General features: G+C 50.8%; 14 protein-coding genes and 1 other RNA gene. 5 read left to right on the plus strand and 10 right to left on the minus strand.

Going from position 1 to position 15,057, the window contains the following annotated elements; translation table 11 throughout:
- Window positions 1-15 precede the first annotated feature (15 nt).
- Genes mraY through mraZ form a run of 7 tightly spaced genes read right to left on the minus strand, consistent with a single transcriptional unit; the run spans window position 16 to window position 7,415 of the window.
- Entirely contained in the window at window positions 16-1,101 is a 1,086-nt protein-coding gene (gene mraY / locus FM042_RS06175; protein ID WP_143235377.1) for a phospho-N-acetylmuramoyl-pentapeptide-transferase, read from the minus strand.
- Window positions 1,095-2,513 (minus strand): UDP-N-acetylmuramoyl-tripeptide--D-alanyl-D-alanine ligase, encoded by a 1,419-nt coding sequence (locus FM042_RS06180; protein ID WP_143235379.1) that lies wholly within the window; start codon window positions 2,511-2,513, stop codon window positions 1,095-1,097. Before FM042_RS06180 ends, mraY begins: the two co-directional genes overlap by 7 nt.
- Complete coding sequence (gene murE, locus FM042_RS06185; RefSeq protein WP_143235381.1) at window positions 2,510-3,967, minus strand: UDP-N-acetylmuramoyl-L-alanyl-D-glutamate--2,6-diaminopimelate ligase; 1,458 nt, start codon at window positions 3,965-3,967, stop codon at window positions 2,510-2,512. Before murE ends, FM042_RS06180 begins: the two co-directional genes overlap by 4 nt.
- Entirely contained in the window at window positions 3,960-5,696 is a 1,737-nt protein-coding gene (locus FM042_RS06190; protein WP_143235383.1) for a penicillin-binding transpeptidase domain-containing protein, read from the minus strand. Before FM042_RS06190 ends, murE begins: the two co-directional genes overlap by 8 nt.
- Complete coding sequence (gene ftsL / locus FM042_RS06195; RefSeq protein WP_143235385.1) at window positions 5,687-6,022, minus strand: cell division protein FtsL; 336 nt, start codon at window positions 6,020-6,022, stop codon at window positions 5,687-5,689. Before ftsL ends, FM042_RS06190 begins: the two co-directional genes overlap by 10 nt.
- Window positions 6,019-6,960 carry a 16S rRNA (cytosine(1402)-N(4))-methyltransferase RsmH gene (rsmH, locus tag FM042_RS06200; protein WP_185960728.1) on the minus strand — a complete coding sequence of 314 codons (942 nt, stop codon included), beginning with the start codon at window positions 6,958-6,960 and terminating at the stop codon, window positions 6,019-6,021. Before rsmH ends, ftsL begins: the two co-directional genes overlap by 4 nt.
- Complete coding sequence (mraZ, locus tag FM042_RS06205) at window positions 6,957-7,415, minus strand: division/cell wall cluster transcriptional repressor MraZ (protein ID WP_143235389.1); 459 nt, start codon at window positions 7,413-7,415, stop codon at window positions 6,957-6,959. Before mraZ ends, rsmH begins: the two co-directional genes overlap by 4 nt.
- 191 nt (window positions 7,416-7,606) lie before the next feature.
- On the opposite strand from mraZ, the gene FM042_RS06210 reads away from it, so the two are divergent.
- Complete coding sequence (locus tag FM042_RS06210; protein WP_143235391.1) at window positions 7,607-9,811, plus strand: putative bifunctional diguanylate cyclase/phosphodiesterase; 2,205 nt, start codon at window positions 7,607-7,609, stop codon at window positions 9,809-9,811.
- A gap of 23 nt (window positions 9,812-9,834) precedes the next feature.
- Here FM042_RS06210 and rnpB read toward each other — a convergent pair.
- Together rnpB and rsmI are read right to left on the minus strand one after the other, a co-directional pair.
- Window positions 9,835-10,213, minus strand: an RNA gene (gene rnpB, locus FM042_RS06215) — RNase P RNA component class A.
- 56 nt (window positions 10,214-10,269) lie between these two features.
- Window positions 10,270-11,103 (minus strand): 16S rRNA (cytidine(1402)-2'-O)-methyltransferase, encoded by an 834-nt coding sequence (rsmI, locus tag FM042_RS06220; protein WP_143235393.1) that lies wholly within the window; start codon window positions 11,101-11,103, stop codon window positions 10,270-10,272.
- An 88-nt stretch (window positions 11,104-11,191) separates the two neighbouring features.
- Here rsmI and FM042_RS06225 point away from each other — a divergent pair, with 88 nt between their 5' ends.
- The 4 genes from FM042_RS06225 to FM042_RS06240 are packed head-to-tail and all read left to right on the plus strand — an operon-like array spanning window position 11,192 to window position 14,542.
- On the plus strand, window positions 11,192-13,063 hold the full coding sequence (locus FM042_RS06225; RefSeq protein WP_143235395.1) for a penicillin-binding protein activator: 1,872 nt from the start codon (window positions 11,192-11,194) through the stop codon (window positions 13,061-13,063).
- A complete protein-coding gene (locus FM042_RS06230) occupies window positions 13,038-13,388 on the plus strand; it encodes a YraN family protein (protein ID WP_143235397.1) in 351 nt (116 codons plus the stop codon). The genes FM042_RS06225 and FM042_RS06230 overlap by 26 nt, the downstream gene beginning before the upstream one ends.
- A 2-nt stretch (window positions 13,389-13,390) precedes the next feature.
- Window positions 13,391-13,954 carry a D-sedoheptulose-7-phosphate isomerase gene (locus FM042_RS06235; protein WP_143235399.1) on the plus strand — a complete coding sequence of 188 codons (564 nt, stop codon included), beginning with the start codon at window positions 13,391-13,393 and terminating at the stop codon, window positions 13,952-13,954.
- Window positions 13,955-13,957: 3 nt separating this feature from the next.
- Complete coding sequence (locus FM042_RS06240) at window positions 13,958-14,542, plus strand: BON domain-containing protein (protein ID WP_143235401.1); 585 nt, start codon at window positions 13,958-13,960, stop codon at window positions 14,540-14,542.
- 97 nt (window positions 14,543-14,639) lie between these two features.
- Here FM042_RS06240 and FM042_RS06245 read toward each other — a convergent pair whose 3' ends face one another.
- Window positions 14,640-15,056, minus strand: coding sequence for a ClpXP protease specificity-enhancing factor (locus tag FM042_RS06245; protein WP_143235403.1), 417 nt, complete (start codon window positions 15,054-15,056; stop codon window positions 14,640-14,642).
- Window position 15,057: the final 1 nt, after the last annotated feature.

The raw sequence follows: 15,057 nt of genomic DNA on the forward strand, positions 1-15,057 counted from the left end.
CTGCCTTTTGTTCGCTTAACGCAATTTCAAGGTGGCTAGGCCAATCAGCACAAGCACCAATGAAATAATCCAGAATCGAACGATCACGCGCGGTTCTGGCCATCCTTTTAATTCGTAATGATGATGAATGGGTGCCATACGGAAGATTCGCTTCCCTCGTAGTTTGTAGCTACCCACCTGTAACATCACCGACAGCGTTTCAATCACAAATACGCCACCCATGATGAACAACACTAATTCTTGGCGCACTAAGATGGCGATAATGCCGAGTACCGCGCCTAGCGCAAGGGAGCCCACATCGCCCATAAATACTTGTGCCGGGTAGGTGTTAAACCATAAGAAGCCTAAGCCGGCGCCAACAATGGCGGCACACACCACCGTTAGCTCTGCGGCTAACGGGATATAAGGAATTTGTAGGTAATCCGCAAAATTCACGTTCCCGGTCACATAGGCAAATACGCCCAGAGCACCGGCAACCATGATAGTTGGCATAATGGCCAAGCCATCTAAGCCATCGGTCAAATTAACTGCGTTACTGGTCCCGACAATCACGAAATATGCGAGCAACATGTAAAGCATGCCTAGTTGTGGCATCACATCCTTGAAAAATGGAATCAACAACGCCGTTTCTGCAGGCTGTGTTGCTGTCCAATACAAGTACACCGCCACCGTGCCGGCTAACACAGACTGCCAAAAGTACTTCCAGCGCGCGGCTAATCCGTTCGGGTCCTTGCGTACCACCTTCCGGTAATCATCGATAAAGCCGATAATGCCAAAGCCGCTGAGAGTGAGTAAGGTCACCCAGACATATCGATTGCTCAGATCTGCCCAAAGCAGTGCCGAGACCAAAATACTAATCAGGATCATTAATCCGCCCATAGTGGGCGTTCCTGATTTGCTTAAATGGCTCTGAGGGCCATCGTCCCGCACGGTTTGTCCAATCTGTAAGCGCTGCAACCAACGAATCACTTTAGGACCAATCCACAGCGACAGAACGAGCGCGGTAAGGATACCCATGATGGAACGCATAGTGAGGTACGAAAAGACATTAAAGCCCGTAGCCACATTTTGTTGTAAGTATTCGGCTAGCCAGACTAACATGTGGCTTTCCCCCGTCGTTGAGTGGTTAGATTTGCTGCCAGCAGAGACTCAACGATGCGCTCCATACGCGAACTCCGTGATCCTTTCACCAAGATGGTAATCTCCGGATGCTGACTAATTTCTTCCAATAAACCATCGACCACTGCATCGATGGAATCAAAATGACGACCACCATGGCCGTTAAAAATTTCGCTGGCACTCTGGCTCAAAACCCCAAGGGTGAACAAGCCATCAATGCCAGCGGAAATCGCGTACGCACCCACCTCTTCGTGGTATGCCCGCGCGTTTGCCCCCAGCTCCCCCATGTCTCCGAAGACAAACAGTCGCCGTCCTGGAAGGCTTGCCAGCACATCAATCGCTGCTTTTGCCGATCCCACATTGGCGTTATAAGTATCATCAATGAGCTGCACACCCGGAACCGGCTTGTGAACCACCATGCGCCCAGGTACTGCTTGCATCTTGCCGAAACCACGCACAATTTCTGCAAAACTCAATCCTAGGGCACGGCACATGGCCACGGCTGCCAAAGCATTCATTACATTGTGTTTGCCTGGCAGGGTCAGCTGAATCCGGTGCGTTTCCCCTTCCGCATGCAGCGTAAATTGCGCACAACCTTCTTGATTTATCTGTATATCAGTTGCCCGCAAATCAGCTTCGGAGTTGTCGATTCCGAAGGTACGATGGTTACGCCCATCAAGCTCGCGCAACCAATACTCATGAAACTCTGAATCACTATTGGTGAGAACGAGGCCGCCCTCAGGCACGCCTCGGAAAATTTCGGTTTTTGCTTTCGCTACGCCGCAGATATCACCGAAGCCTTCAACGTGCGCCGGTGCTACGTTATTAATCATGGCGGCATCGGGCTTCACTAAGCCGGTGGTATAGGCGATTTCACCTCGATGATTAGCGCCCAGTTCAATCACCGCATGCGTATGATTTTGAGTTAAGCGCAGTAATGTGAGCGGCACCCCAATATCATTGTTAAAGTTTCCTTGGGTAGCGAGCACCTCACCATGGACCGACTCAGCTTGCTGTAGTATCGCTGCGACCATTTCTTTTACTGTGGTTTTGCCGCTACTGCCGGTAATGGCAACAGTGCGCGGTGCAACATCGGCTTTTACCGCTGCCGCTAGGTCGCCAAGTGCGCGACGCGTGTCCCGCACCCGAATTTGGGGTAAGGGAGTACTTACTTCGCGGTCACAGATAACCGCGCAAGCACCGGCTTTCTCAGCAGCTTCGATAAAATCGTGGCCGTCGAAGTTTGGCCCTTTGATGGCAATAAATAGATCCCCAACATTGAGCTGGCGACTATCAATAACCACATTGCCTTTCACTTTCAACGCACCCGTGGTGTGATCCACGAGTACACCGTCGACGTGAGACGCCACCCAATGTAATGTTACCGGAATCATGCTGCACCCCCTAGCACTGACGCAACAACCGCCCGCTCATCATAATCAATAGATTTATTGCCAATCACTTGATAGGTTTCATGCCCTTTACCCGCAAGCACGACTACATCTTCAGGAGCTGCCTTGCGAATCGTTTCCAACACTGTACGCGAACGACCTGGTGAGGCTTCATAGGCTGTATTGGCCGGCATGCCGCTTATAATGTCATCAATAATCGACTGGGGGTCTTCAGTGCGTGGATTATCATCGGTAACCACCACATGATCCGCGCATCGCGCCGCTACTTGTCCCATTTGTGGGCGCTTGCCGCGATCACGATCGCCGCCACAGCCAAACACACACCATAATTTGCCCTGACAATGACGACGGGCTGCAGTAAGTACGTGCTCGAGAGCATCTGGTGTGTGCGCATAATCCACCACCACTAATGGGAAACCATCTGCACGGAAGGTTTCCATACGTCCAACCACCGGCTTCAAATAACTGACCAGCGCGGCCACGTCGGCTAGGCTATATCCTGCAGATAGTGGGCTTAAGAGGGCAGCCAACACATTGGCCACGTTGAAGTCGCCTAAAAGTGGACTGCGCACCCGTAACCGGTGTTCGAACCAGCACAAAGTAAACTCAGTGCCATCATCGGTATAGTGAATTTCATCAGCCACTAGGGTGTTATTACTACCAATTGCGTCTGTGTCCATGGAATACCAAAAGTCGTTCTCGGTGCCCCATTTAGCCACCACCGGATCATCCCGATTAAAAATTCGAGTGGCACCTGGAAAATCGGAGAACAGACGCTTTTTAGCGGTAATGTAGGCATCCATAGAGCCGTGATAATCCAAATGGTCACGGCTGATATTGGTGGCAATCACAGTGGCGAAACGCAACGCATCGACGCGATGCTGCACTAACGCATGCGACGATACTTCCATGGCTACACTGCGCGCGCCTTCCGCATAAAATCCAGCTAAACGTTGCTGAACCGTAACCGCATCTGGCGTTGTATTTTGTTCGGGTAATAATTGTGGCAATACGCCACTGCCAATAGTGCCTAATACGGCCGCAGCAGGCTCTAATTCATGCCACAGTTGAGCAATTAAGTTACTCACTGTCGTTTTACCATTGGTGCCAGTCACGCCAATCACACGCAATTGCTGCGATGGATTACCATGGAAACGACCGGCGACTTCCGACACGCGCTGCTTCAGGTTGGGAACACCTAACACGGGAACACCATCCATTTCACCGGAGGTCCACTGGTCCATATCTGCGAGAACTGCGCTGGCCCCTGCCGCAACAGCCGCATCAATATAGTCACGGCCGTCAGTGGCATAGCCTGGAACCGCAATAAAGGCATCACCCGCTGCGACACGACGGCTATCAAGCTTAAGCCCGGATACGACGAGCTCAGGCACGGGAAACGGGCAATCAGGTATCAGATCGAGAAGCTTAATCATGTGCGCTCCCCCATCCTGCAACCCGCAGTTCACGTCCGGTTAAATTATCTGGTGCTACGTTCAAAATTCGCATGCTTTCTTCTGCAATAGCGGAAAATACTGGGGCCGCTACCGTTCCCCCATGATAACTATCACCGGCCGGTTCGTTGATCATCACCACAATGGAAATCCGCGGTCGACTGGCAGGTAATACACCGGCAAATAATCCGATATATTCATCGCCATAACCGCCCGCAACTGCTTTCCGTGACGTTCCGGTTTTGCCCGCTACGCGGTAGCCCGGCACGCGAGCTCGGGTGCCGGTACCGTCCTCAGACGTTACCGATTCCATCAGACGTAACGTTTCCCGAGTAAGTTCACTGGGAAAGACCTGTCTTCCTGCAAAGGGTTGATCGACCTTAAGAATACTTAGCGGTCGTTTTACACCGCCATTTCCAAGAATCGCGTACATCTGAGCTAACTGCAGTGTGGTGACCGATAAGCCGTAACCAAATGAGAGTGTCGCAATCTCAAAATCAGACCAGCGCCGCTGATCTCGCAACATCCCCATATTCTCGCCGAGCATGTTAATTCCAGTATCACTGCCGAAACCGATAAGGCTGTACAGATCGAGGAAGTCTTCCCGTTCCATGCCCAACGCTAACCGCGATGTGCCCACGTTACTTGAGTGGGCCAGAATACCGGACAGGGTGAGTTCACCGTAGTTACGCGCATCCTGAACACGACGACCACCGACGCGCATCCAACCTGGGCTGGTATTCAACTTATCATCAGCATTCACTTGGCCTGATGTCAGCGCACCAAGCACCACTAATGGTTTAATCGTTGAGCCCGGCTCAAAACTATCGGAGATCGCTCGGTTCCGCATTTGATGCGGTTGCACGCCACTGCGGTTGTTTGGGTTATACGACGGACTATTCACCATCGCCAATACTTCCCCGGTATGCACATCAAGCACCACGACCGATCCCGAAGTGGCCTGATGGTAGCGCACGGCTTTGGTAAGCTCGCGGTACGCCACCGATTGAATCCGCTGATCAATACTCAAGGTAAGATTTTGCGGCATCAGGCTTTCGGTCACTTCAATTTCTTCCACCAAACGCCCTTGTCCATCGCGTCGCACCCGGCGCTGTCCTGGGGTGCCAGTAAGTAGGCCGTTATACACGGCTTCAACCCCGTCTAACCCTTCTGCGTCAATGTTGGTAATGCCCACAACGTGTGCAGAAATCTCACCCATGGGGTAAAACCGACGTGATTCTTCTTTTAAGCCCACGCCAGGAATACGAAGTTGCGCAATGTAATTGGCGACAGCCGGCGTTAACATGCGCTCAAGATACACAAATCGACGCTGCGGATTTTCAACTTTACGTAATAATTGCTCTGGTGTTGTATTTAATACATCGGCCATTGCCTGCCAGCGCCGCATATCGCTTAAACCATTGCGATCGTGAATGACTTTTGGATCCGCCCACACGGTTTGTACGGGCACGCTTACGGCAAGTTCAACGCCATTGCGGTCAGTAATATTGCCTCGTTGAACACGATCTTGAGCGACACGAATAGAACGAAGATCCCCTTCATAGCGCAATCTGTCAGGTTCAATAACCTGAATATAAGCGGCACGAGCAACCAACGCAGTAAAGCCCAAGAAAAGGGCTACTAACACAACCATGAAACGTCCAGGCATAGGTTCTGGACGCAATATTTTCTCGTTGCGTCTTACCGCCATGGCACCAGTACCTCCTGATCGTCGCTCGGACGTCGCATACCCAGCTCGCGCTGTGCAATGGTTTCAATGCGACTATGTTCTGACAACGCGCTTTGTTCGATCACTAAATGACGAAACTCCACATCAATGGCATCCCGTTGCCGCATTAACTGTTCACGCTCTGCCAATAACTCACGGTTTAAATGGGTCAGGTATACGGTGGCCAGCGCACTGACAACCGCCAATAGGATCCAAAACACCAAACCCCGGAACTGTTGCAGGTCACTAAAGATGACTTGTAACAAACCAGGGTGTGCATGCAGGCGTTTTAGATCGATTTTTTTCATGGCAGACGCTCCGCAACTCGCAACACCGAACTCCGTGCCCGCGGATTCACGTTTAACTCCGACTGCCCCGGCTTAATTGCCTTGCCAATGGGTTTCAGCGTGCGGTTATCTTCAATTTGATCTTCCGTGAGTGGTAAACCTGCCGGAACCTGGGCCCGACGGCTTTGGTCACGAATAAACTGTTTGGCTATGCGGTCTTCCAAGCTGTGAAAGCTGATTACTGCCAAGCGACCACCCGGCATCAAGGCCTCAACCGCTGCCACCAAGGCCTCACGCACTTCATCAAGCTCGCGATTCACATGAATACGAATGGCTTGAAACACACGCGTTGCCGGGTGCTTATGCTTCTCGCGAGTGGGACTGACTTTACTAATCAGGTTCGCCAACTCACTGGTCCGCGTCAGCGTGTGGTCTTGCCGATACTCGATAATGGCTCGGGCAATTCGCGCAGCAAATTTTTCCTCGCCGTAGGTACGAAAAACATAACAAAGCGCATCCATGTCCGCGTAGGCCAACCAATCTGCAGCAGACTCACCTTGTTCAGGGTTCATACGCATATCGAGGGGCCCGTCACGCATAAAGCTGAATCCTCGCTCGGCGTCATCAAGTTGTGGGGATGAGACGCCCAGGTCAAAAAGGATGCCAGCAACGCGGCCGTGCAATTGTTGTTGTTCAACAATGTTTGCAAGTGAAGAGAAAGCAGTGTGAAAAAAGTGGAAACGTGGGTCGTCAGCCAAGGCCTGAGCGGCTTTGGCGGCGGTGGGGTCACGGTCGAATGCCAGCAGCTTACCTTCGCTGCCAAGTTTTTCGAGCACAGCGCGGCTGTGGCCGCCGCGTCCGAAGGTGGCATCGATATATATTTGGTCCGGCTGGATCGCTAACGCCTCAATCGACTCCGCTAGCAACACCGGTACATGTTGCGGTGTCTGCGCCATTATAATGAAAAGTCTTGTAGTCGATCACTTAAAGTAAAGTCGCCTGCTTGCTCAGCCGCGATATCATCTGCGACCTGCTGCTGCCAAACCTCTTCGTCCCAAATTTCAAATTTGTTGAGCTGGCCTACGAGCATTAACTTTTTCGTAAGACCGGCATGTTGACGAAGGGGCGTTGCGATAAGAACACGACCGTTTTTGTCCATTTCGCAATCATCGGCATAACCAAGCAACAATCGTTGCAGGCGACGCTCTGAGGGGTTCATGGTCGATAGGGTGGATAATTTCTGCTCGATCACCTGCCATTCCGGGAGCGGATATAACAAAAGGCATGGCTGTTTGATATCAATCGTACAAACCAGTTTACCTTCGCAATCCAATGACAAAAGGTTACGATACCGCGCGGGTATCGCAAGGCGACCTTTATCATCGAGACTGATGCTGTTAGCTCCACGAAACATAATCTATTAGCGGGATCACAGAATGATCCACTTCTCTCCACTTTTCCCCACAATGATACAGTCTAGGTGCCACTCTGATCCCCTGTCAAGGAAAAATGCATGAAGTTTAATAGCTGAGATCCGCTTTTTTACTTGCTTTGGGCCTAGGATTCGTTAACTATTTGTTTAATCGCTAAACATAGGTGGGCTTTGTGAACAAAAGAGTCTGGATTGCAATCATCAGTTTATGGGTGTTTGTGATCTGCGAAATCGTATTAGTGCGCTTTGTTATGACCGATCGAGATCGGCAAGTTGAGAACAAGCGCTACCTTGCACTGGAGCAACTGAGCACCATTCGAGCCCGCCTCGAAGGGTTACTGCAGACAAATCTCATTGCTATTCGTCAGTTGCATACGGAACTCACCTTAGAACCTGAGATTAGCGAGTATCGGTTTGCCGCACTGACCGAAAATCTCATGAGTCAAAATTTACATATTCGCCACTTGGCCATTGCGCAAGATTTTCAGATTCGCATGATTTATCCATTGGCTGGAAATGAAAGCGCCCTTGGATTTGATTACCGCACCCGTCCCGATCAGTTGCGCACCCTCCATGAAGCGATCTCTAACCGCACTATCACGCTCAATGGCCCTGTTGCGTTAGCCCAAGGTGGCGAAGCCTTAATTGCCCGTGTTCCCGTTTTTTCTAATAACACCGGCGAACTCTTAGCTTTAATCTCACAAGTGATTGATCACGAGTCATTGTTTTCTGATGCTGGTTTACTCTCCCATCCCGAGTTAAACATTAGTTTGCGCGGGCTTGATGGAACCGGAGCTCAAGGTGAGCTAATCACAGGTCATTATGATGTTTGGGACGCCAACCCCGTTGAGCTCACGGTTTCCTTGCCGCGCGGCGAATGGAAGCTTGCGGCAGTCCCCTTATCCGGAGACTGGGCCCCTGCCGATCGAACTGGCTCCCTCTACTTAATTTTCGGAACTTTACTCGCCTTATTGATTGCGGCGATGACCTACTTACTGCTACGTAATCAACAACGCCTACGCCAAGCCTTTGGCTTAATTAGTAACCAGGCCCGCTTTGATAATCTTACCGGTCTTGCCAATCGCCATTTCTTCGAAGAGCAGCTCAGTACTTATATGAGCGCTTGTGAACGTCGCGATGAGAAGTTTGCCTTGTTGTTTATCGACCTCGACCACTTTAAAGAAGTCAATGACGCCCTCGGCCACAGTGCCGGTGATGATTTGTTAAAGCTGGTAACCGGACGCTTACAGGCCTCGTTACGGCGAGACGATATTGTTGCTCGCCTCGGGGGTGACGAATTTGTTGTTGTCTTAAAGAACTTATCAGAACCATTTCACGCACAGTTACAGGCACAGAAATTACTTAAACACATTCGCGAGCCAATGAATCTGGGTAACAACGAGGTGTCTATCGGTGCCTCCATTGGCATTGCCTTATTTCCTCGTGATGGGGATAGCCACGCGGAGTTGCTAAAAGCTGCGGATTTAGCAATGTATGCGGCCAAAGATTCGGGGCGAGGCACCAGTGAGTTCTTTAACGACGAGTTACGAGAACAAGCGTCTACCCACTTACATATGCACCAAGCGATTTTGCAGGGGATTCGCAACAATGATTTCCTTGTGCATTATCAACCGGTGATTAACTCGAAAGATGGTTCCTTGCACAGCATTGAGGCATTAGCACGTTGGAAACACCCGACCCGCGGCTTGCTATTGCCCAAGGACTTTATTGCCATTGCAGAGAAAAGTGGAGCCATTCGGGAACTTGGTAACTTTGTGTTGAATTGCGTATGTATGGATATTCCTGCACTACAGGCCGCTGGTATGAAGGGGCGCGTCGCAATTAACTTTTCGTCTCATCAGTTCTACGACAAAGTCGCCATGGACCATTGGTTTCAAATTATGCAGCAACACCAAGTGGATCCCACCTGTTTTACGTTTGAAATTACCGAGTCTATGTTGTTACCGGATCGCGAGCGCCAGCGTGACCTGCTGTTAGAGGTAAACGATCGTGGTGTTACCCTCGCCATCGATGATTTTGGCACCGGCTATTCATCTGCCAGCTACTTAAAGCATTTCCCCATTAGCTTACTGAAAATAGATCGCACCTTTGTTACCGGAGTACCGGACGACCCTCACCAAAACGCGCTCTTGTCGGCGTTAATTCATATGGCGCGGGCATTAAATATCGATGTGGTGATTGAAGGGGTGGAAACCGTAAGTCAGGTGAATTTCCTCAACATGCAAACGGCAAATCTCATCCAAGGCTTTTACTTTGCCAAGCCCATGCCCCTTGAGCAGCTTATTGAGCGCTATGGCAACCAACCGCTGCCAAAAGGTCCTCGCGCACAGAACGAGCGACGCAAGAACTCAACCTAAGCGGAACACACGAGAAAAAGAAAGAGTGGAGTTGGCCGTTAAGCCGGGTTCTGTCGTGGACAATCATTCGTCTAGGACTATAGTCGCCTATAGCCTCAAGCAACCTACCCGGACCCGAGGCGGGCCGCCCCATGGATCCCTATTTGGTCTTGCTCCGAGTGGAGTTTACCGTGCCGCAATCTGTTACCAGTTGCGCGGTGCGCTCTTACCGCACCCTTTCACCCTTACCTGATCCCTTATCCTCTTGCGAGAATATGGGCCATCGGCGGTTTGCTCTCTGTTGCACTAGTCGTCGGCTCGCGCCGCCCAGGCGTTACCTGGCACTCTGCCCTATGGAGCCCGGACTTTCCTCCCCTAAGTTACCCGAGGGTAACTCCAGCGGCGATTGTCTTGGCCAACTCCGCGGCGGAGTATAGCACGAATCTAGCCCACAAAAACCATTCCTAAAGTGCGTTCGTTTAGGAACGATGCAACTGGCTTTGATATAGGGTATTGGCGCTCAAATTATAATGCTCCGCTACAATTTTGGCGGCTTTCTTTGGCGGCAGTTCCTGACTTAACCTAGCCAGCAGCTGCAGGGCTTCTGGCGGCGTCGCATCATCACTTGCAGGAGCGCCTCCTACCAATAAAACCATTTCTCCCCGTTGCTGATTCGAATCAGCCTGCACCATGGCTAAGACGTCAGCAGCGGATCCATGCAAATAGGTTTCAAACTGTTTGGTTACTTCACGCGCGATCACCACAGGACGGTCTGCCCCGAAGATGTGAATAAGCGCCTCTAGGGTATCGATGATGCGTCGCGGCGATTCATAATAGATCAAGGTTGCACTTTCCCCGACCAAAGCCTGTAAGGCCTTCTCTCGAGCTTGTTGCTTGGCCGGCAAAAATCCGCAAAATAAGAAACGGTCCGTAGGTAACCCAGCAGCAGACAGTGCGGTGATAGCGGCACAAGCGCCAGGCAATGCAACCACATGAGCACCAGCAGCCCGACAGGCATTTACGAGTGGATAACCCGGGTCACTGATCAGCGGTGTGCCGGCGTCGCTAATGAGAGCAATCGTTTGGCCATCAAGCAATCGTTGCACGATCTGATCAGCTTTTTGCCGTTCATTGTGCTCGTGAACAGCCCAAAGCGTGGCTTGGATACCAAAATGATTGAGCAGAACACTACTATGGCGGGTGTCTTCCGCAGCAATCACGTCCACACTGCGCAACACGTCCAACGCACGTAAAGTGATGTCGTTAAGGTTGCCGATCGGCGTTGGAACGATATACAAAGTACCTTTGCTCATTTTTCCATCTCTTTACGTGAATCATTAGCGCTGTTATTTGTCTGACAGGCATGGTCGGTTTATAGTAGGGCCTTAGGGTCCCAATGAGATGTCTATTGTGCCAAATAAGCGTTCTTCGTGCATTCCTGTTTTTGTTCTCGCAGCCTTGGTGATTAGTGGTTGTGCGAGTTCACCCGAATCACCTACTCCCAGAGACGAACCTTCTGAGCAGGTTGAGCCTACCACAGCGCCCAGCGTGCGCACAGGGTATGATTGGGTCAATCAAGCCGCACAAAGTACACGAATCCATGAAACTCACGAATATCTAGTGAATGCAGCCGCCGCATTTCTCGATGCAGATCAAATTAGTCATGCGGGTGCTGTCCTCACGCAAGTGGATGTTCGTCAGTTACGGCCGACCCATGCAGCGCTTTACCGACTGCAACAAGCTCGTTTTCATGATGCTATGGGACGTTGGCAGCAGGTGCTTGATTTAACCACTGACCTAGAGCGCCAATTCAGTCAACGTCATTACCGTGCACAAACATTACAACTTCGCTATCAGGCCTATAGCGGACTCAAGGATTCTTTATCTGCGGGCGTTACCTTAATTCAACTGCAACGATACGATACGGATCTTGAGGATATCCACATTTGGCGCTACCTCAGCCAAGTGACTCTCGCAGAAATAGAGGCGTATCGCGGTACCTCGGACGAAATTACCCGGGGGTGGCTACAATTAGCCCTGCGCCTTCACCAAGCGGCCCGTCAATCTAGTGCCCCAGCGCAAGCTCTGGCATCCTGGCAGCGGAGCTATCCACGCCATCCAGCTGCGGATTTAGTCACTGCCATGCAACAGCGCATTGAGTTTGCCGCGGCACCACAAAATATTGCGGTTTTACTGCCGCTCAGCGGTCAATTTGCGGCACAGGGGCACGCGGTTCGCAATGGCGTTCTTGCCGCTTACGGGGGCGAGTTACGCGCCAATTTGCATTTCTTTGATACCGCTACAGCGAGCATGGATGACATTTACGCGTCCCTGCAAGAACACAACATCGAGCTCGTCATTGGCCCGCTCGATCGCGATGCGTTGGAGCATTTTGCCAATTATCCAGCAGGTCAATGGCACCAACTATGGCTGAATCAGGCGGAGAACGTGAGCGAGGAAGCGCAGCAACGCAGTGCCTTTTTTGCACTCGATTTAGCTTCAGAAGTTGATGCCGCCTTATCGTTCTTAGCCAGCAAGGGGCATCGAAATGTGCTGTTGTTAGGCCCTGATACGGCCCGCGGTCGACAAATGTCACAAGCCTTTACCCAAGCTTGGGTTCAGCAATTTGGCCCCGATTCAGCACGTACCGGGTTTTATAGTTCTAGCAGTGATATGACCGATATCATTCGTGATAGTCTGAAGGTGAGCACAAGCCAAGGGCGCATTGACGCACTTGAGCGGAGTTTGCAGCAACGATTACAGAACGAAGAACTCCATCATGAATTTCGCAGTCGACAAGATATCGATGCAATCTATTTACTCGGAGATGCACAACAGGCGCGCTTATTACGCCCCTTCATTGATGTCAATTTAAGTGCCTTTGGTAACCGTATTCCTATGTATGCCAATTCTGCGGTCCATCAAGAACAAACCAGTCGCGGTGAGAATGATTTGGAAGGGATTTATTTCTCCGACGCACCATGGGTGATTCATACCCAGCGCGATGCCGACCTCAAGCAAACCTTAGCGCAAGCGATGACACCGTGGACATTGAGTCAACAACGTCTTGTAGCCATGGGATATGATGCTATGCAACTTGCCCAGCGCTTACCACTGCTACTTGAATTACCTGGCTATCGTCACCCTGGTCTCACTGGACAATTGCGGATTTCTAACGGATCCGTCGTTCGTGAACTCGATTGGGCTACTTTTGAAGGACATACCTTAAAAGTGGAGCACGCCGCCTATGTCGACACGGGACGTCGGGACTGACTATGAAGAAGTAGCTATTCGCCATTTAAGCCAGTACGGGCTTGAACTTATTGCCCAGAACTATCGTCTTAACAATGGCGAAATTGATGTCATCATGCGAGACGATGACTTTATTATTTTTATTGAAGTTAAATATCGGGAAACGACGGCCTTTGCCGATGTGCTCGAACAAATAAGTGCAAAGCAGTTACAACGGGTGCGCCATGCCGCGCGGGTGTGGCTAGCCAAAAATGAAATCAGTGAGCATACAACCGCATGTCGTTTCGATATTGTAGCAATCACCGGACACCCATTTAAGATCGAGTGGCTTAAGGACGCATTCTAACCATGCATGACACGATTCGTACGTATTTTAATGAGAGCATTCAGATTCAAGTTGCCGCGGCGGATACCTTGGCACAGCCGATTCAAAACGCAGCTCAATTGATGGTTAGCTCATTACTCAATGGCCGCCGCGTATTTAGCTGTGGCGACGGCAACAGTACATTTGTAGCGCATCACTTTACTGATTTACTCCTCCATGGGAGTCGGCTGGAGCGGCCACCTTTCCCAGCGATCACGCTAGGAATGAATTCCACCCACCCGAATCAACACGAATGTTTATCTCGACAAGTCAGTGCGTTGGGGCAATCCGGTGATTTATTAATTGCCTATGTGAGTCAGCACCACTCGGATCGTGTTCACCAAGCAATGGAAGCAGCACTCTCTCGGGAAATGAAAATCGTGGCCTTCACCGGCGAAGAAGCACCCGAGATCACAGGTCTGCTCGGTCCTTCCGATATTGAAATTCGAATTCCGAGTAGTCACTCAGCGCGAATTGTGGAACAACAATTATTTTTCAGTCAGTTACTGGTAGATTTGATCGAAGAACGTATATTTCAAGGGGAATAATCTATGCCAGCATCACGTATCGCTGTTTTGCTTCTCTGCGCACCTCTACTCGTAACCCAGCTCAGCGGCTGCGCCGTTGCCGTCGTGGGTGCGACTATTGGCGGCACCGCAGTTGCATTAGACAGTCGCGACATGAGCACACAGATAGATGATTCAACGCTTCGTGTGCGCTTGGTGTCAGCGTTCACTGAATCCGAAGCTATGCGCAACCAACGGGTAAAGTATCTGCCTTATAATGGCGACGTATTACTTTACGGTCAGGTGGATACTCAGGGCCGAGCCGATGAAGCCGAGCGCCTCGCGCGCAATGTGGATGGCGTGAACCGCGTGTTTAACCAAATTCGCATTACCGATGTGGCCAATTTTCGTACCCGTGCCGACGATACTTGGATTACCACTCGAGTGAAAACGCTGCTGTTACGTGATCAAGACTACGATGCTTCTGGCATCAAAGTCGTGACCGAAGACGGCGAGGTTTTTCTATTCGGAATTGTCGACAAAGACACCGCCGATCGTGCGATTGATATCGCGCGTAACGTGCGCGGCGTGCGCAAAGTGGTAGACGTCCTCACCATTCGCGAGAGCTAACATAGAGGAGCTCACAGCGCCCTATCCGCATATACAAAAAAGGCCTGTGCCCAAGAGAATGTGGCGCAGGCCTTTTTATATTTTTTATCGGGTCACTTTACTTCACGACGCTCAGTGTCGGCTTGCCTTTGCCACTTGGCTTTCCTTGGCTATCCTCGTTTGGCGCATGGGTGTTTTCGTTAGCGACATCTTCAAGTAAGAGACCTTGCTCTGGCTCGAAAATCGTTCCTGCACCATTTTCTCGTGCATAAATCGCTAACAATGAACCCATCGGTAAATAAACCCGTTGATCTTGTCCATTAAAGCGCGCATGAAATTGCACTTGGTTATTTTCCATACGCAATGACTGCACTGCCCCTGGGGCGATGTTTAATACAATCTGGCCGTCTTGTACATATTCGCGTGGGATCTGTGTACCCGGAAACTCAGCGTCTACCACTAAGTGCGGGGTTAATTCATTATCGATTAACCACTCATACAACGCACGCAACAAATAGGGACGTCTGGGTGTCATT

Source organism: Aliidiomarina halalkaliphila, assembly GCF_007096385.1.
In the GTDB taxonomy this organism is placed as follows: Bacteria; Pseudomonadota; Gammaproteobacteria; order Enterobacterales; family Alteromonadaceae; genus Aliidiomarina; species Aliidiomarina halalkaliphila.